A 17,850-nucleotide genomic window follows, 5' to 3' on the forward strand; every position below is an offset into this window, starting at 1 on the left:
AACCCTACGCCAATCCAGCGCCGCATTGCGGGCAGAACCTGTCTTCCGGGTGGCCTGGGCGCTGCGCGTGGCCGTTCGGGCAGCGGCGGGCCGGCGGCAGGCCGGCGTCGGCCCAGGCGCCATGGGCGTTGCCGGTGATGGCCGCCACGCCGCCCGCCACGCCGATGCCCAGCTGGCTCTGGGTGATCAGGGCGCTGGCGCTGGCCGCGTTCTGCACATTGAGCAGGTCGAGCTGGTGGCGCCGGTCCTTGTCCAGCTCCGCGTCGCGGTGGGTGCGCTCCTCGAACACGCGCTCATACGCCAGGCGCGCCGCCTCCGCCGGCGAGACGCCCTGCTCGGCCGCCACCACCTGCGACAGCGACTGAATCTGCTCCGGCGTCATGCCGCCCTGGATCTGCATGCGCATGATCTGGGCGACCGCCTGCGCGTTCGATTCGTTGGCAGTGGCCACCATGCCGATATCGCTCAGGCGCCCGATGGCCTCGATGCGGCTCAGTTCATGGCTTTGCTGCGACAGCAGCACGTCGTAATCGCCCTTCCAGCGCGCGAACTTTTCGTCGCGCTCGTGCTCGAGCTTTTTCAGTTCGTGCTGCCACTCCGCCTCGCGCTCGCGCTGACGCAAGATCTGGCGCTGCTCGTCGAGCGCCAGCTGGTCGAGCGCGGCCTGCTTGCCCAGCGACTGGTTCTGGCGTGCGTGGATGCCGTCGGCCTCGATGGTGCGCAGCAGCTTTTCGTACTGGGCGATGGCGTCGGCCTGCTCGCCGGTGCGGCGCAGGTCCTCGATCTTCTGGCTGATCTCGGCCACTTCCACCGCGTTGGCGGCATCCTTGACCGCATCGCCGCGCAGCAGTTCGCGCTGGCGCGCCAGCGCCAGCTGATCCTCCCATTCCTGCACCCGCTCCGCTTCGCGGCGACGGGCGGCCACGGCCACCGTCATGCCCTGGATACGGGCGTTGTGGGCTTCGGCCTCCAGTTCCAGCTCGCGCGACTTTTCGTCCTTTTCGCGCTGGCGCAGCGCAGCCAGTGCATTCCTGCGGTGCGACTCGTCCTCGATCAGCAGGGCCTGGGCAATCTGGTTTTCGATGGCCTGCTGGCGCAACTGATGGCCCAGGCGCTGCTGTGCCAACTGGCGCTGCTCGGCGGCGGTTTGCTGCAGCACTTCGAGCTCGGTGCGCATCTTGATCTGCGCCAGGTGACGCACATGCTCCCAGTCGGCCTGTTCGCCGGCGCGCCCGGCTTTTTTGTGGGCCAGCTCGTGTTCGAGATCGGCCAGCACGGTGCCGGCGCCCTTGTCGATGGCCACCTTGCGGGTTTTCGCCTCCATCACCTGGCTGTAGAGTTCCACCTCGCGCGCGCGCAGCGCCTGCACCCGCTCGCTCTCCTTGAGCGTGAGCCCGGCCTTGTTGACGCTGGCGTCCTGGCGCATCTCGGCGCGGCGGAAATCGGAACGCATCTTCTGCTCTTCGCGCCAGATCGCCTGCCATTCCTCTTCGTCGTAGATCTGGTCGAGCTGCTTGACGTGTTCGAGCTGCACGTGGCGCTCGTCGGCCACCAGCCACAGGGTGCCGATGCGGGCGCGGTTATGGTCGAATTTATCGTGGCGCAGCGCGGCCGTTTCCACCCGCTCCACCGCCAGGCCGTACGAGGCCAGGCGCTGCTTCAGGGCGCTTTGCAGGCGCTCGTCGAGTTGTGCGCGCAGGTCGGCGTTGCCGGCCATGTCGCGCATCGAGCGGCTGCCCACGAATTCCGCCGCCAGTTGGCGCACCGAGGGCGCCAACAGCTCCTGCAGGTGCACGGTGCTCACCACGCCGGGCACGGTCATGAAGTGGCGGGCAAAGGCGGCCACGTTCTCGATCTTGATGGCGACCGTGAAGCGCGCCGACACCTTCAGGTGCTCGGCCGTGTGCAGATCGTCGAACGAGAATTCCACCGGCAGCGCGGCGCTGCGGGTGATCAGGATTTCGGCATCCTGGTTGCGCAGCAGGTGATTCAGGCGGGTGAAAAATCCTTCGATTTCGTACTCGCCCTGCGGCACTTCGGTGGCCTTGTCGGCTTGCAGGATGTAGGCGCGGGTGGTGGCCGGCACGCGCAGGGTCTTGGTAAAAATGCCGGTCAGGGCGCTCACGCCGAAGTACACGGCCAGCTCGTCGTCGCCCGGTACCCAGCGATTGTCGCGCAGCACCGGTTCGTTGCGGGGCGCGCCCAGGGTCAGTCCGCAATGGTTGCAGTAGCCCGACTGGTCGTCGCTCTTGTGCGCGCAGCGCGGGCATTTGACGCCGCCAAAACCAAACATTTGGAACATGTCAGACTCCTTCTTCGATTCATCTCGCGCGCCGCCCCCCGGCTGTCAGTGGACGATTTTAGCAGGGCGGCGCGATTCATTCAGCGTACTTCGTTTCAGATCATGCCGATGCGGTCGATGCAGGCGACGCTCGCGCCTTTTTCGCGCAGCCGGACGGCAAAACCGGGCGGCAGCGAGGTCTCCCATTCGGCCGGCAGCAGCACCCGGTCGCCCGGTCCGGCCGTGGTCGCGATCAGGGCCAGCTTCGGCTCACGCCCCGCCACCGACTCCACCACGCCGGCGTGCCAGGCGCTGGAGGTACCGGTGGCGATCAGCCGCCCGCGCGGCACGAATTCGCGCCCGCGCGCCAGGCGATCGGCCATCACCAGCGCCAGCTGGTAAGAGCCGCCCTGGAAGCGCGGCTGGCCAAAGCGCACCACCGTGCGCCAGCGCCCCAGGCCATGGCCGTCGAAATGGCGGGCGCCCGCCAGCGCCTGGCGCACGTCCTGCTGGGCGGCCAGGTCCAGCTCCGGCGCGGTGATGGTGTCCTCCTCGGAGGCATTGGCACCGGCATCTGCATCGGCATCGATGGCGAACACGCTCACCTCCACCCACGCCAGCGCATCGTTGATGCCGCCGCTGTGCAGCGGAAACCAGGTGCGCACGCCGGAGACGGCCGACGCCAGGTCGGCATGGCCGTCCAGCGCACCGAGGTGACCGATGACCACGCCGTCCACCAGCGCGTCGCTCACCTGGCCCAGGTGCCAGCGGTCTGACCAGCCCTGCGCTGTCAAGGGCGCGTCCGCAGGCACGGGGCGCAGGCCGCGCACCATGCGGTCGGCCAGCACGGCCGCCAGCTCCCATTCACGCTGGCCGGCATCCGGACTGAAATCCATGCTCAGCACCACCTGGTCGCGGCTGTCGAGGAACGGCTCGGTGTGGCGTGCCAGCCGCACCACTTGCTGCATCCGTTCCGCCATGGCAGGCGCGCCGGGTACCGTGCATTTGACATCGGCGCGGTTGGCGCGTGGACGGCGGCTGGCCGTAATCGTCAACCGGCGGCCATCGGCGAGCACGCAGGCACAGGCCGCATTGAGCGGCAGCGGGGTTTTGGCAAGGCTGGTCATAGTGCAGGCTCCTGGCGCGGGACATGCGCGGCGCGGCGCAGCGCCAGGCCGGTTTCGAGGTTGGCGCACAAGCGGTCCGCTTCGTCGAGCAGCGCTGGCCAGTCATCATCGCCCGCCAGGTGCAGACGCGCCAGCAGCGACCAGGCCTCGTCGAGCGCCGCCACGGCAATCGCAGTGGCGCCAGCGCGGCGGGCCTGGTCGGCAGCGTCCAGCGGCTGGTCTGGTGCAGCCCACGCCAGTGACGGCATGGTGTCCACGTTCAGGCTGGCCATGCCCAGGCGCAGCAGCAGCGACTGGTGCTGCTGGAAGATCGCCGGCCCTGCGGGCAGCACCAGCACGCGCAGGTCGCGGCTGAGTACCGGCAGCTCCAGGAACAGCCGGCGCAGGCCGGCGGCGTCCTGCCGGTCGGGTTTGTCGTGCAGGGCCGGCTGCGGATGGAACAGCGGCTGTGGTGCGGGGGATAACGCGGGTTCCCGTGGCGTCACGGGAGGCGCACCAGCTTGCGGCAGGGCCGACATGGCGTGCAGCACCGCAGCCGCTGGCGCAGTCTCGGCCACCAGCGCAGCTGCGGCGTGCGCCCGCGCCTGTAATACCTGGGCAAAATCGACTTGCCCGGCCAGATCAACCGGCACGCAGTCATCCACGGTCAGGCCATAGCGCGTGTACAGCAGCTGGTTGAAGCCGGCGCGGAACGCGTGCCATTCGTCCAGCGTGGTGCAAGGCGGCAGGTCGAGCGCGCCCTGCGCCAGCTGGCTTTGCAAGGCGGTTTGCAGGATCAAGCCCAACGCTGCCAGCGACAACTGGCCGCCATGAAGGTGGTGTTCGGCGAACAGGAACAAGTCGAAACGCTGCTGTTCGGCGTGCGGATTGGGCGCATCGACCAGCACGCGCACGCGCAGTCCCCACTCGGGCGCGGCGGCAAACGGCGCCAGGTCCAGCACGTAGGGGCCGGGATGGAAGCAGAATGCGGTCTCGCCGGGTGCACAGGCCACCTTGCCGGGCCGCAGCCGGCGCGCCTGCCCGGACGCGCCGAACACCACCAGTACAGTAGCCGACGGCGCCACGTCGCCGACGTCCAGCCGCAACGCGACCAAGTCCGCGCCCAGGTTGACGCTGGCGGCGGTGTTGGCGGACGGCTTGCCGCGCAGCGAAAACCAGCCCATGCTAGCGCGCCACCGGCGGCGCCGGCTGCACCGTGAAGCCGGCGCCATGCAGCTGAAAATGCGGCGCCGGGGCGGTGGCAAACGGCCAGGCGCACTCGCATTCGCCGTCGGCGTCGAGCTGGCCCTGCAGCACGGTGGCGCCGGCGCCGTCGATTACGCGCAGCAGCGGTTGCTCGCCGAGCAGGCGCGCGGCGAACGGCGCCTGCGCCGACAGCGCCAGGATCACCTGCCAGCCGCCGTCGTGCACGACGAAATGCAGGGTCCAGTACTTGTCGTCGGTGACCAGCGAGGCCAGCGCCTCCGGCGTGGTGGACGCGGCGCGCAACATGCCGGCACTGCCGGACCAGTCGGCATCGTTGGCGGCGAGAGGGCCAGTCAAGCTGCCGACACCGGCGCCGGTTCCGCTGGCAGCGTTGGCTGACGCGCCGCCGGCCCTGGTAGCGTTGGTGCTCGCAACGCCGGAGTTGGCAACTGGCTTGCCCTCTGCAATCGGGGCTGCGGCCTGCCCTTGCAACGATAACTGGCGCAACCGCCGCAGCGTGAGCGGCGAGGCGGCCAGCGCTGCGCGCTCGTTGGGCGTGAGCACGCGGGTACCGGCCAGCGCCGCCAGCAACGTGGCGTCGGACAGCACCAGGCGGTCGCCCGCCGCCGCGCGCCCGGCCATCAGCAGCGCGCGCTCTTGCAGGCGCAGCGCCAGCGCTTCCCGTTCATACTGTGTCGTCAACTCGTTCTCCTTCATGGCGCCGGCGCGGCATCGTGTGATTTGGCCGCGCGCAGCTTGTCGATGGCCTGGTCGCGGCGCTTGCGCAGGGTGGGCATCGAAATACCATCGAGCGCCGCCAGTTGCGCCAGCGTGGGCAGCTCGCCGGTGGCAGGATCGCACCAGGCGTCCGGGTACGTATCGTCGGCCGCACCCATCAGCTTCTGGTAGACCGCCAGCCGGATCGGCAGCGATTCCGCGCCCAAAATGCGCAGCAGCCGGCTGCCAGACGCCTGCGCACTGCGCGCCAGTTCCATGTAGCGGGGGGGCAGGGAAAGCCCGACCGCTACCTGCCGCTCGGCGGCCTGCCGGGCGGCATCCACTGGCATGGTTACCCACGCCGGATCACAGTCCGCGTCCAGGTCTTGATCCTGGTCCTGACCCCATTCGCCTGCCGCCAGCTCCTCCTCCGTCTGGTCCGGCACCCGCGCGGGCAAGATGCGGTCGTCGTCGAACGTCGCGCCGCCCGCTTCGTGTGCCTCCGAGTCGCCCACCACGCGCCAGTAGTCCTCCAGCCAGGCAGCGGCCGCGCCGGCTTCGCCCTGCCAGCCTTCGGCATGGTCGAGATTGGAGGACAGTTCCTCGTAGTCGCCGATCTCCACCAGCATCGCGGCGATCTTGTCCGGGCTGTTTTTCAGGCTGGCGAAGCGCTTGGAGCGCGTGTGCAACGGCCCCGGCGCGCCGCCATGCTGTTCCAGCGACGCGCTCCAGGCGATGATCCACTCGGCCTTGCAGCCGGCGATCGATTTCATCTGGCGCGCCTCGATGGGCATCGCCTCGATCGGGCGGCCCAGAATCGCGCCCACCTGCGCGCGATGTGCGTGCCAGTCGGCGAACAGGCGGGCAATGTCGCGGTAGGCGGTATCGAGCATGCGGTACGTGTACATCCTGTTGGGCGAGCAGTCGCGTCCCGTGGCGGCGATGTAGTTGTCGGCATCCACCCGGTCGCGCAGGCCGGCATACATGTCGTTGACCTTTTTGCGCAGCACGCCGTCAGCGCCGGGGTCCAGCCAGAAAGCGCTGCTGCGGCCATGTTCGGCAACCAGCGTGGCGACAAACGCCTCCCAGAACGGTGGATACGCCTGCAATTCGAACGCCAGGGCCAGCGACAGTTCGGCGACCGTTTCGCCGTAGCTGTTGCCATCGGCCTCACCGCGCGCCGTGCGCGCAAGTGCGCGCAGTGAGGCTGCCAGCGCCTCGACGTAGGCGTCGCGCAGCGCATCCACAGGCGCGTCAGGCTGCACCGGGTCCTGCACCGGCGCCAGGTCGAGGCGGCGCAACGCCTGCAGGGAGCACAATCCCAGCAGCTTGCGCACTTGTTCCCAGCCGTGCTCCTGGTACCGGGTTCCTGGCAAACGCATACAGTCCTATCCTGAGTGGCAATCGAAAAGCACGCGCTGGCACCAGCCGCGCGCCCGATCATCATGCCACAGGCGCGCCGCGCCATTGTCGCGTTTACAAGGCTATTTGCCCCTCTGTTCGGGCTTCTGCGCGGCCAGCGTGGACAGCACCGCCGCGACCACCGGCGCCGCGTGGCCGCCACCGGTACTTTCAGAGTGGCTGACAAAGGCGGCAAACGCCAACCGGTGCGCCTGGCCCGGCAAGGTACCCGGCTCCAGCCAGCCGGTGAACCACACGGTGGCGGTGTCGTCGCCGGTGGGCGCGGTGCCGGTCTTGCCGTACAGGCCGCGGCGCACGGCAGCCAGTGCCGGCCCGCCGAAGGCACCGGCGCCGGTGCCGGCATCGACCACGCCCTTCATGCCGGCGAGGATGCGGTCGAGCCGCACGCCGGTGGGCACCATGGCGGGCACTGTGCCGGCCTTGCCGTCCAGCTCCAGCAGCAGCCGGGGCACTACCACCTTGCCCTGCCCCACCGCTGCTGAGGCCAGCGCCATGTGCAGCGGCGTGACCTGCATGCGCAGGCCGATCGCCATCTGGCGCAGTTCGTGGCGGGTGTGGATGGTGTCGATGTGGGCCGGCGTCGCCAGCAAGGCATCCCAGTTGCGCCAGTCGAAGTCCGCCGGCAGCAGGCCGCCGTCGAGCCGCACCGGCTGCTCGAAGCCGAGGCGGTGGGCCGCTGCGACGATCGGACGCACGGCATCCAGCGCATCGGCATCGAGCGCCTGTACGCCGGGCGCACCGCCGTCGGGCCGGCCGAACAGGCTGCGGTCGCTCAACTCGCCGGTCCAGGCGAACCAGGTATTGAGGCTGTAGGTGAGCGCCTGCGCCAGGCCCAGGCGGCCATCCTGCGCGCGCCGGTCGAGGCCCTGCTCGCGGTAGTTGGTGATGCGCGCCGGCCGGGGTTCCTGCGGATACGTGGGGGCGCCGGTCTCGAAGCCGAAGCCGCGCTGGCGCGCCAGCGCATTGATCGCCGGCAGCGGCAGACCGCCCAGCAGCGCGTCAAGCTGCGGGTCTTTGCGCGCCGCCATTTCCAGCCCCAGCGCGCTGATCACCTTGAAAGTGGAGCCGGGGCTCTGGTGGGCGCCGCCGTCGTGCTGCAAGGCCGGCAGGCGCAACGCGCTGCGGGCGGGATTGGTGCGGTCGTGGTCGCGCACCTCGGCCCAGTTGGTGGCATTGACCGCGCCGCCCCCGGCTCCCGCCGCCGCCAGCACGTCGCCGGTGTCGGTATCGAGGATGACCAGGCCTGCGCGCCGTCCGGCCGGCACGGCCTGCCTGCCCGCACAGCCGGAACCAGCGCCGGCGCCGGTCCAGCGGCCCTGGCGCATGCCCACGCAATCGAGGATGCGCTGGCTCAGCGCCTGCAGCGGCAGGTCGAGCGTGAGCGTGGCGGTGACGGGCTTACCCGCCGCTGGCAACCGGGCCAGCATGCCGGCCACGCTGCTGGCGTGCCCGGGCCCTACGCCCAGCAACGGGGCCAGGCCGGCATTGCCGGCTGCTTCGGTCGGTGCACCGTCGTCCCACAGCGGCGCGCCGTAGCGATCGAACAGCCGGACCGACGAGGGCGCCGGCGACGGCATCGAAGCGCCGCCAGCCAGCGCCTGCCACACCAGCTTGCCACCGGCCAGGCGCAGGTGCCGATACCGCTCGTCGTCCGGGGCGCTGAAGGCCAGCGGACGCACGGTCACTGCCACCTCGCGTGCGCCGGCGTGCAAGGTCAGCGACACGTCCTGCACATCGGCGGCGCTAGCACAGGCGCGGCCGGTACAGGCCTCGACCGACCGCATGGCGGCGCCGCTGCTGGCCACCACGGTTCCCGCCACGAACAGGCGCAGGACCTCGCCGCCTGCTGCCGCTTGCGGCAAGGTGACGGCCAGCCGTACCAGCGGTGCCGATCTGCCATGACGGCCGTTGCTACCATCGTCGTGGTTGCGGCCATTGCTGCCTTCGTGATCATTGCTACCATGGCCGCCATCGCCCCCCTCGCCGGCCAGCGGCCAGCGCGCCACCCGTGTCCACGGCTGCCAGCCCTGCGGCAAGGTGGCAAACAGGCGCGCGGCCGCCACCGGCATGCGCGTGGTGGTCGCGACCATCACCGGACCGCTGTCGCCGCTGCTGCCACTGTCATTTCCCGCGCCGCCGTCCGTACTGGCGCGCCACTCCGGCGCGGCAGCGACATCGCTGCGCACGCGCCATGCCAGCAGGCGCCGCTCGCCGTTGAAGATATCGACCTGTTGCCGCACGTAGGCGCCGTCGGCCTGGTAGTACAGGCGCTTGAGCAGTTTGTCGGTGGCCGCGCCGGATGCGACATGGCGCCAGTCGTCCAGGTGCGCCACGCGGTCGGCGGGACCGGCGGCCACCCATTGCGGCAGGTCGCGCGGCGCCAGTTCGATCACGCCGGTGGAGCTCAGGCGCAGCAGGCCGGCAGCCTGCAGCGCGCCGAACAGGACCTGGTCTTCCAGCGCCGGCGCGGCGCCCACAGGTACCCGGTAGCTGCCGGGCGCCAGCCGCGTGCGCACGGCCGCACCGCGCGCCGGGAAGGCGACCACCAGCGCGGTGGCGCCATCGGCGGCAGACGGCGCGGCGCGCCGGTACAGCTGCACCAGCAATTCTCCGGCGCGCGGACACAGCACATTGGCGCGCCGCTCCAGCCGCAGCGCCGAGGCTGCGCCCCACAGCAACCAGCCCTGCCGGCGCAGCGCCACCTGGCCGGCGGCGCCCTGCTCCACCTGCCCCAGGCTGGCGTCGGCGATCCAGCGCGCGTCGCCCTGGCGGCTGCGCCATGACAGCCTCAACGGTTCAGCCAGGGGGTCGGCGAAGTCGGCGCGGGCGTTGCCTTCGATGCGCACCTGCGGCATGGCATCCACGCCCGCGCCGCTGTCGGACACCAGCAGCACGTTGCGCAGGGCGGCAGTCGTGCCGGCCTTGAGATTGTCGGCCACCTGTCGCTCGACATCGGCGAAGCGCTCGCCCAGCCGCAGCGGCAGCAGGCGCGCGTCGCCATGCGTGCCGGGACTGCGTAACTGGCTGCACAAATCCACCCGCACCACGGGCGCCGCTTCCATGCCGGCCAACACCAGCAGCGCGCCTTCCGCATGCAGGCTGGTGGTCGCGCCGGCGCGCTGCGGTACAGTGAAGACGGCGCCGGGCAAGGCGCTGCGCAGGAGGTCGACCGGCAGCGTGGACGATACCGGCACGGGGGCGCCCAGGTGGCGCGCATGGCCGACGATCAGGGCGGCGCCGGCCAGCACCAGCAGCACGGCCAGCAGGGTCCACAGCCAGGCCGATCGGCTCGACGGCAGCGCCATGGGGGCGCGGGCGGCCACCGGCACCAGTTGCGGGCGGGCGCGCGAGCGCGCTCCGGCGCGCAGGTTGGCCTGGCGGCGCCGTGCGCGGCGGCGCTCGGCCCAGGCCTGCAACAACTGGCTGAATAATCGCGGCATCGGGCACTCGTCTTCAAAGGGTAATAGCGCCGTGTAGCCGGGGGAGACGGAAAGCATCCTGTCGCTTACAATTCAGCCCTGACTTTGTGTCATATGTAAAAAGTTGCATCAATTACCGGTGCACTTGTGCGCGCTTGCTATATTTGATTCAACTGCACGCAGTACCAATGTCACACAGATGTCAAACAGGAGAACCACCATGACCACTCGCTCGCACACCGTTTTCGCCGCCGCCCTGCTGGCCCTGAGCGCCGCAGCTTTTACCCCTACGATCGCTTCCGCCCAGGTCGGCGTGAGCGTGGTGATCGGCCAGGCGCCGCCGCCCCTGCGCTACGAGCGCGTGCCGCCGCCGCGCAACGGCTACATCTGGTCGCCAGGCTATTGGGACTGGCGCAGCAACCGCCACGTGTGGATCGGCGGCGACTGGGTGGCGGTGCGTCCCGGCTACGTGTATTCGCAGCCGCACTGGGTGCAGCGCGAGGGTCGCTGGTACCGCGAACAGGCGCGCTGGAACCGTGGCCCCAATGGCGACCGCGATCATGACGGCGTACCCAACCGTTACGACCGCCACGACGACCGCCGCGATTACCGCCACGATTACCGTCACGATTACCGCAGCGATCATCGTGGCGACCATCGCGGCAACAACGGTGGCCGGGGCGACCGCGACCACGACGGCGTGCCCAACCGCTATGACCGCGACCGCGATGGCGACGGCGTGCCCAATCGCAACGACCGCCGCCCGGACAATCCGCGCCGCGACTGATGCAGCCAACCGAACCACTGTTTGACACGCTGGCCACGGCCGCCTTTCACGGCGAGCGCGTGGCCGCGCGCCGTCTGGCCACGCGTTCGCAGCGGAGCGAAGCGCAAGCGCTGCTGGAAGTACTGACGCAAGCGGCCGCCACGGCCGGCCTGGCCGACCTGTCAGCGCTGCTGGCTGCGCGTGGCGTTGCAAAGCAGATCGATGCAGACCGCCGCGCCGGCCGCCGGGCCGAACAGGCAGCCCGGCTGGCGCACAGGAAGGCGCAACTGGCGCCGCCATCGGACCGCTGGCGCGGCTGGTTCGACGGTTCGGCCCATCCCAACCCGGGCCGCATCGGCATCGGCGCGTTGCTGTGCGGCCCTGCCGGCCAACGGATCGAGATCAGCCGCCGCGCCGGCCACGGCAACAGCGGCCAAGCCGAGTACCTGGCGCTGACCGCGCTACTGGAGGCGGCGGTGGAAGCAGGCGCACGCGACCTGCTGCTGTACGGCGACAGCCAGGTGGTGATCAATGATGTCAATGCGGGGAGTGTAACGGTCGGCGCGAGCGGCCTGGAAGACTATCGCGCCCGGGTGCTGGCGCTGATGGCGCAAACGGCAACGAGCCGCCTGCACTGGGTGCCGCGCCACCGCAACGGTGACGCCGACCGCCTGTCGCAACGAGCGATCGAACCATCGCCCGTTGAGAAAGAAGATTAGTCGACAGCGCCTCAGGCAGCCATCGCAGTCTTCTCGATCAGGCCCATGTCTTCGCTCGACATCAGCTTGTCGATATCGACCAGGATCAGCATGCGGTCTTCGATGGTGCCCAGCCCCACGATATGGTCGGTATTGATCGCCGAGCCGATTTCCGGTGCCGGCTTGATCTGCTCGTGAGTCAGCGTGGTCACGTCCGACACGCGATCAACCACCATGCCCACCACGCGGTGGCCGATGTTGAGGATGATGACCACGGTGAACTGGTCGTAGCTCGGCGTGCCCAGGTTGAACTTGATGCGCATGTCGACGATCGGCACGATGATGCCGCGCAGGTTGACCACGCCCTTGACGAATTCCGGCGCATTGGCGATGCGGGTCGGGGTTTCGTAGCTGCGAATCTCGCTCACTTTCTGGATGTCGATGCCGTATTCTTCCTGGCCGAGGGTAAATGCCAGGAATTCACCGGCGGGGGAATTGGCGTGCAATTCGGTTACGTTGCTGTTCATGGCGATAATCCTTCACTAAAAATATACCCCAATGTTACCTCATGTAAAGTTTCCAAGCACCAACTATTCTTAGCTAAAGCGCTCCATCGCACAAAATTCATCGCCGAGCAAGGTATGATGGTGTTTTGATTGCGGAGTGTCATGGATAGCTTGCTCGATTACTGGCAGCCGCGCCTGATTGCCCTGGCCGGCGCGCGCCAGGACGACGACGGTGCGCACGATATGAATCACCTGCACCGCGTGTGGCGCAACGCCACCCTGCTGCTGGCCCAGCACGAAGAAGCGGACGCGCTGGTGGTGTTGGCCGCCTGCTACCTGCACGACCTGGTCAACCTGCCCAAGAATCATCCCGAACGCCACCTGGCCTCGCGCCAGGCTGCCGTGCTGGCCGTGCGCGAACTCGGTGCGCGCGAGTTTCCGGCCGAGCGACTGGCCGCCGTGGCCCACGCCATCGAGTGCCACAGTTTTTCCGCCAACCTGCCCGCCAACAGCATCGAAGCGCAGATCGTGCAGGACGCCGACCGCCTCGATGCGCTGGGCGCGGTGGGCCTGGCGCGGCTGTTTTATATCGCCGGCCGCATGGGTTCGAGCCTGGCGCACAGCCGCGATCCGCTGGCGCAACACCGCGACCGCGACGACCGCGCCTATGCGCTCGACCATATCGAGACCAAGCTCGCCACCCTGCCCGGCAAGATGCAGACCGCCACCGGCCGCCGCCTGGGCCAGGAGCGCCTTGACGAACTGCTGGCGTTCCGCGACCGCTTTGCCGAAGAGTGGGCATAGTGCAGAAGGCTGGCAACCTCAATTTCATCCTGATCTGCGTGTTCATCGACATGCTGGGCGTGGGCCTGATCGTGCCGGTGCTGCCGGTGCTGGTCGGCCAGTTCACATCCTCGCGCGACGAGCAGTCGCTGTGGTACGGCGTGATGAGCGCCACCTTCGGCCTGATGCAGTTCCTGTTCATGCCCATGCTGGGCGCCTTGTCCGACCGCGTGGGCCGGCGCCCGGTGATGCTGTATTCGATGGGCGGCATGTGCGCGAATTTTCTTGCCACCGCCTGGGCGCCCAACCTGGCCTGCCTGTTCATCGGCCGCGTGATCGGCGGCATGTCGTCGGCCAGCATGTCGGTGGCGGCGGCCTATGCCTCCGACATCTCCACGCCCGAGAACCGCGCCAGGAGCTTTGGCAAGGTGGGCGCGGCCTTCGGCCTCGGTTTCATCTGCGGCCCCATGCTGGGCGGTCTGCTCGGCAGCGTCAATATCCACCTGCCGTTTTACGTGGCCGCCGGCCTGTCGGCCGCCAATTTCATTTACGGCTACCTGGTGGTGCCGGAATCGCTGGCGCCGGGTGTGCGCCCGCCGTTTGACAAGGCGCGCCTCAATCCTTTCACTTCGCTGATCAAGCTGGCACGGCGCACCGACATCCGGGGGCTGGTTGTCACCTTCACCCTGGTCACCTGCGCGCAGATGATGCTCAACACCACCTGGGTGCTGTACACCACGTTCCGTTTTGGCTGGTCGCCGGGCCAGAATGGTTTCGCGCTATTCTGCGTGGGGTTGACGGCTGCCGTCGTGCAGGCCGGCCTGCTCGGAGTGCTGATCAAGCGCTGGGGCGAAGTCAGGCTGTCGGTGCTGGGCATCATTTCGGGCGCGGTGGCCTACCTGGCCTATGGCCTGGCCACCGAAGGCTGGATGATGTACGCCATCATCGTCTGCAATGTGCTGGCCTTTGCCGCAGGCCCGGCGCTGCAAAGCCTGGTCTCGCGCGCCACGCCGGCCAATGAACAGGGCGAGTTGATGGGGTCGCTGCAGTCGATCAGCAGCGCCGGCGTGATCGTGATGCCGCTGCTCGGGTCTTTCATCCTGGCCCAGGTGAGCCGGCTGCCGGCCGGCGACTGGCGCATCGGCGCCACCTTCTTCCTGTGCGCGGCCATGCAGGTAGCGGCCATCGTGGCGGCGCGGCGGTATTTCGCCACGCATCCGCATGCAACGGACCGGCCTTGACAGACCGCCGCCGAACTGCAACCATACGGGCCATGAATTCTTTCACCACATTGCTGCTGAATTGGCGTCGCTCCTAGCTAGCGCGGCCACTGCTTACCCATAGTGATGTGATATTTTTATCAACGCCGCCCTCGTCTGGTGGCGTTTTTTATGCGTCGAGCCGGACTTGGGCAACCCAAGGAATACTGCCCGATGAACCAGCCCGACCAGTCCCAAGTTATCTCCTCCGCACCCGGTGCCACCAATACCGCTGCGGCCAAGGGCCCGACCGTGATCCTCACCGGCGACCGCCCGACCGGCCCGCTGCACCTGGGCCACTACGTGGGCAGCCTGCGCAACCGCGTCACGTACCAGGACGACTACAAGCAATTCATCATGCTGGCCGACTCGCAAGCGTTGACCGACAATATGGAAGACGTCAACAAGGTCCACCGCAACGTGGTGGAAGTGGCGCTCGACTACCTGGCCGTCGGCATCGACCCGGCCAAATCGACCATCCTGATCCAGTCGCAAATTCCGGAACTGGCCGAACTGACCTTTTACTACCTGAACCTGGTGACCGTGGCGCGCCTCGAGCGCAATCCGACCGTCAAGGCCGAAATCGTGCTGCGCGGTTTCGAGCGCGACATTCCGGCCGGCTTCCTCACCTACCCGGCTTCGCAGGCGGCCGATATTTCGGCATTCAAGGCGTCGATCGTGCCGGTCGGTGAAGACCAGATCCCGATGATCGAGCAGACCAACGAAATCGTGCGCCGCTTCAACCGCCTGGCCAACCGCGAGATCCTGGTCGAGTGCAAGGCGCTGGTGCCGGAAATCGGCCGCTTGCCGGGCACCGACGGCAAGGCCAAGATGAGCAAGTCGCTCGGCAACACCATCAACCTCGGCGCCACCGCCGCCGACATCACCGCTGCCGTCAAGAAGGTCTATACCGACCCACTGCACCTGCGCGTGGAAGATCCCGGCCACCTGGAAGGCAACGTCGCCTTCATCTACCTCGACGCCTTCGATCCGGAAAAGGACAAGCTCGAAGAGATGAAAGCGCATTACGTGCGCGGCGGCCTGGGCGACTCGATCGTCAAGAAGCGCCTGGAAGTGGTGCTGCAGGAAATGCTGGCGCCGATCCGCGCGCGCCGCGAGGAACTGGCCCAGGACAAGGGTTACATCATGCAGATGCTCAAGGAAGGCACCTTCCGCGCGCGCGAAGTGGCGGCCAGGACCGCCGATGAAGTGAAGGCCGCGCTCGGCCTGTCGTACTTCTGAGCGTGCCTGCGCTCGCAGCGGGAACCATGTGGCCACTGCTGGCCATGTGGCTGGCCTCGGTGTATGCGGTGGCCAGCGTGGTCTGCTACATGGTCTACGCGGTCGACAAGGCTGCCGCCCGGCGCGGCGAGCGCCGCATCCCCGAGCGCGTGTTGCTGCTGATCGGCTTGCTGTGCGGCTGGCCCGGTGGCTGGCTGGCCCAGCGCCGGTTGCGCCACAAGACCGCCAAGACATCGTTCCAGGTCAAGTTCTGGCTGACGGTGGCGGTCAACCTGGCCGCCATCGGCTGGCTGTGCCGGGGTTATTGAGATGTCGAACCGGGTGTTCAACGGTGTGCTGTGCGGCCTGCTGGCCGGGGCCATGTGGGGCATGGTGTTCATCGTGCCCGCCTACCTCACCGCGTTCACCCCGCTGGAAATGGCGTGCGGACGCTACATTGCCTATGGCCTGATCGCCGCCAGCCTGCTGGGCGGGCGCCTGCCGCCGCTGCTGCGCCGGCTCGACCGCAGCGATATCATCGCCATGGTCAAGCACGCGCTGGCCGGCAATATCGTCTATTACATGTTGCTGGCGCTGGGCGTGCAGCTGGCGGGCGTGTCCGCCACGTCGCTGATCATCGGCGTGCTGCCGATTACCGTCACCCTGATGGGCCGCAAGGACCACGGCGCGGTGCCGCTGCGCCAGCTGGCGTGGCCGCTGCTGCTGGTGGCCGCTGGCATCGCCTGTATCAATCTCGATGTGTTCTCGCATGACGCAGGATCGGGCGCCACCCTGCCAATCAAACTGGCCGGCGTGGCCTGCGCCGTCGGCGCGCTGCTGTGCTGGACCTGGTATTCGGTGGACAATGCCCGCTACCTCCAGCGCAATCCCCATTTCAGCAGCGGCGAATGGTCGGCGCTGTATGGCGTGTCCAGCGGCCTGATCGCGCTGGCGATTGCCGCCGTGGCGCTGGCCGTATTCCATGGCGACGTGACCGGCGCTGGCGCGGTGGCAAGCGGCCGCGACTGGACATTATTCTGGATCATCAACGCCGTGCTGGCGCTGGGGGCATCCGTGATCGGCAATCATTTATGGAATATCGCCAGCCGCAGCGTGCCGCTGACGCTGTCGGGCCAGCTGATTTTATTTGAAACGCTGTTCGCGCTCGGCTATGGCTTTATCTTTCACCAGCAATGGCCGCGCGTGCTGGAAGTGGCAGCCATGCTGTTGCTGGTGGCGGGCGTGATGTGGTCGGTGCGGGTTCATGCGCTCGATAACGCCCCCTCCGTACATCCCGGCGATTAATTATCTTTTACTGTTGATCGAGTAAGCCATTTTCGCTGAGCACGTCCTGGATTAATTCCAGGCGCAGCACCGGATTTTCCTGCAACAGCAGGCGCTGTTTTTCTTCCTGCGGCAAACGCAGTAATTCGCACCAGCGATTCGCCACCCAACCGGCCTCATCTAATCTATACGGTGGCGACAACGGCATTTTCGATATCGAGATCTGTTTTTTTTGTAACGAACGTATCAGGGAACCGAGCGCATTGGCCACGTCCTGCTGTTCGGCGGGAACTGGCACCACCATATCTTCGGCCAGGATATCGACATCGGCCATCCATAAACCGTGTTTCAACTGGTGCGCCGAACGCACCTGGAAACGCGTGGTGCCCACGCATGATATCTGCAACAGTCCCGGCATCGGTGTAACGCATTCGGTAATCCTGGCCATGGTACCGCCGCCCGATAAAGTATCTTGCTGATCGGGTACCCGGGTTTCGCTGCCTTCGAGCAGGCAAACCACGCCAAATTGTTCGTCTTGTCCTATACAGCGCTTGACCATGTCCAGATAACGCACTTCAAACACTTGCAGCGGCAAATGTCCATCAGGGAACAGAGTGGTGTTGAGGGGGAAAAGAGGAATCGAAGGCATGCCGCCATCATCGCACGAAAGTGCCGCGGCCGGCTTGGGCGCGCTCGCCTTTCAACAGAAAAGCAACGGCTTTATATAAAGAGGTAGAAAATGCAAGGCACACCGTGCGACTGCGAGCAGCGTGCCTTTGATTGCAACAAGGGTTGCAAAAACCAATACCGAATTACTTAATCAGGAACTGGTTTTTGTCTTTACCTTCGAGCCATTTAGGCGCGCGGCCACGGCCGGTCCAGGTTTGGCCGGTGGCTTCGTCGCGGTATTTGGTCGGTACCGGTGCGCGGGTTTTGACGGGCTTGGCTTTGGCCACGGTGCCCAGGTCGGCCATGGTCAGGCCATAATCGCGCATGATGGTGGCGATTTGTTCTTTGGCTTTGGTCACTTCGTTCTTGCGGGCGTTTTCAGCCAGGTTTTCCAGCTCGGCGATTTTGGCTTTGTACTCTTGATAGGTCGTCATCTTGAATCCTTCTTATCGGTGGGTTGTTCGCTAAAAAACCACAAGTGAGAATGTGTGAGAATTTTATAGGCGCAATTTA

Annotated in this window: 16 protein-coding genes; 7 read left to right on the top strand and 9 right to left on the bottom strand. The window is 67.3% G+C overall.

Annotation, left to right across the window (positions count from 1 at the left end; translation table 11 throughout):
• Positions 1 to 4 precede the first annotated feature (4 nt).
• The 6 genes from J2X54_RS09200 to J2X54_RS09225 form a co-directional block, all read right to left on the bottom strand.
• Positions 5 to 2,302: an SPFH domain-containing protein gene (locus J2X54_RS09200; RefSeq protein WP_310179973.1), complete on the bottom strand. Its 2,298-nt coding sequence runs from the start codon at positions 2,300 to 2,302 to the stop codon at positions 5 to 7.
• A gap of 95 nt (positions 2,303 to 2,397) precedes the next feature.
• Entirely contained in the window at positions 2,398 to 3,408 is a 1,011-nt protein-coding gene (locus J2X54_RS09205) for a hypothetical protein (RefSeq protein WP_310179974.1), read from the bottom strand.
• Complete coding sequence (locus J2X54_RS09210; protein WP_310179976.1) at positions 3,405 to 4,571, bottom strand: hypothetical protein; 1,167 nt, start codon at positions 4,569 to 4,571, stop codon at positions 3,405 to 3,407. The genes J2X54_RS09205 and J2X54_RS09210 overlap by 4 nt, the downstream gene beginning before the upstream one ends.
• Position 4,572: 1 nt before the next feature.
• The gene (locus J2X54_RS09215; RefSeq protein WP_310179977.1) at positions 4,573 to 5,310 is read right to left on the bottom strand and encodes a hypothetical protein; all 738 of its coding nucleotides are present in this window, start codon (positions 5,308 to 5,310) and stop codon (positions 4,573 to 4,575) included.
• Positions 5,307 to 6,692, bottom strand: coding sequence for a hypothetical protein (locus J2X54_RS09220; protein WP_310179979.1), 1,386 nt, complete (start codon positions 6,690 to 6,692; stop codon positions 5,307 to 5,309). Before J2X54_RS09220 ends, J2X54_RS09215 begins: the two co-directional genes overlap by 4 nt.
• Before the next feature lie 102 nt (positions 6,693 to 6,794).
• Positions 6,795 to 10,172 carry a penicillin-binding transpeptidase domain-containing protein gene (locus J2X54_RS09225; protein ID WP_310179981.1) on the bottom strand — a complete coding sequence of 1,126 codons (3,378 nt, stop codon included), beginning with the start codon at positions 10,170 to 10,172 and terminating at the stop codon, positions 6,795 to 6,797.
• Positions 10,173 to 10,371: 199 nt separating this feature from the next.
• Between J2X54_RS09225 and J2X54_RS09230 the strand changes: the two genes are divergently transcribed.
• Positions 10,372 to 10,938, top strand: a complete 567-nt coding sequence (locus J2X54_RS09230) for a hypothetical protein (RefSeq protein WP_310179982.1) — start codon at positions 10,372 to 10,374, stop codon at positions 10,936 to 10,938.
• The gene (locus J2X54_RS09235) at positions 10,938 to 11,636 is read left to right on the top strand and encodes a ribonuclease HI family protein (protein WP_310179984.1); all 699 of its coding nucleotides are present in this window, start codon (positions 10,938 to 10,940) and stop codon (positions 11,634 to 11,636) included. Before J2X54_RS09230 ends, J2X54_RS09235 begins: the two co-directional genes overlap by 1 nt.
• A gap of 11 nt (positions 11,637 to 11,647) precedes the next feature.
• Here J2X54_RS09235 and J2X54_RS09240 read toward each other — a convergent pair whose 3' ends face one another.
• The gene (locus J2X54_RS09240) at positions 11,648 to 12,142 is read right to left on the bottom strand and encodes a chemotaxis protein CheW (protein ID WP_070246287.1); all 495 of its coding nucleotides are present in this window, start codon (positions 12,140 to 12,142) and stop codon (positions 11,648 to 11,650) included.
• Positions 12,143 to 12,283: 141 nt separating this feature from the next.
• Between J2X54_RS09240 and J2X54_RS09245 the strand changes: the two genes are divergently transcribed.
• The 5 genes from J2X54_RS09245 to J2X54_RS09265 all read left to right on the top strand — a co-directional run bounded on the left by J2X54_RS09245 (position 12,284) and on the right by J2X54_RS09265 (position 16,689).
• On the top strand, positions 12,284 to 12,925 hold the full coding sequence (locus J2X54_RS09245; protein WP_310179986.1) for an HD domain-containing protein: 642 nt from the start codon (positions 12,284 to 12,286) through the stop codon (positions 12,923 to 12,925).
• Complete coding sequence (locus J2X54_RS09250; protein ID WP_310179987.1) at positions 12,925 to 14,145, top strand: TCR/Tet family MFS transporter; 1,221 nt, start codon at positions 12,925 to 12,927, stop codon at positions 14,143 to 14,145. The genes J2X54_RS09245 and J2X54_RS09250 overlap by 1 nt, the downstream gene beginning before the upstream one ends.
• Before the next feature lie 192 nt (positions 14,146 to 14,337).
• A complete protein-coding gene (gene trpS / locus J2X54_RS09255) occupies positions 14,338 to 15,405 on the top strand; it encodes a tryptophan--tRNA ligase (protein ID WP_310179988.1) in 1,068 nt (355 codons plus the stop codon).
• A 26-nt stretch (positions 15,406 to 15,431) separates the two neighbouring features.
• A complete protein-coding gene (locus tag J2X54_RS09260; RefSeq protein ID WP_310179989.1) occupies positions 15,432 to 15,713 on the top strand; it encodes a DUF1294 domain-containing protein in 282 nt (93 codons plus the stop codon).
• Between the two features lies 1 nt (position 15,714).
• Positions 15,715 to 16,689, top strand: a complete 975-nt coding sequence (locus J2X54_RS09265; protein WP_404990899.1) for a DMT family transporter — start codon at positions 15,715 to 15,717, stop codon at positions 16,687 to 16,689.
• 7 nt (positions 16,690 to 16,696) lie between these two features.
• On the opposite strand, the gene J2X54_RS09270 is transcribed toward J2X54_RS09265, so the two are convergent.
• Together J2X54_RS09270 and J2X54_RS09275 are read right to left on the bottom strand one after the other, a co-directional pair.
• Complete coding sequence (locus J2X54_RS09270; protein ID WP_310179990.1) at positions 16,697 to 17,317, bottom strand: LON peptidase substrate-binding domain-containing protein; 621 nt, start codon at positions 17,315 to 17,317, stop codon at positions 16,697 to 16,699.
• 163 nt (positions 17,318 to 17,480) lie between these two features.
• Positions 17,481 to 17,771, bottom strand: coding sequence for an H-NS family nucleoid-associated regulatory protein (locus J2X54_RS09275; protein WP_070246299.1), 291 nt, complete (start codon positions 17,769 to 17,771; stop codon positions 17,481 to 17,483).
• Positions 17,772 to 17,850 lie beyond the last annotated feature (79 nt).

It is taken from the genome of Duganella sp. 3397, assembly GCF_031456625.1.
Classification (GTDB): Bacteria; Pseudomonadota; Gammaproteobacteria; order Burkholderiales; family Burkholderiaceae_D; genus Rugamonas; species Rugamonas phyllosphaerae.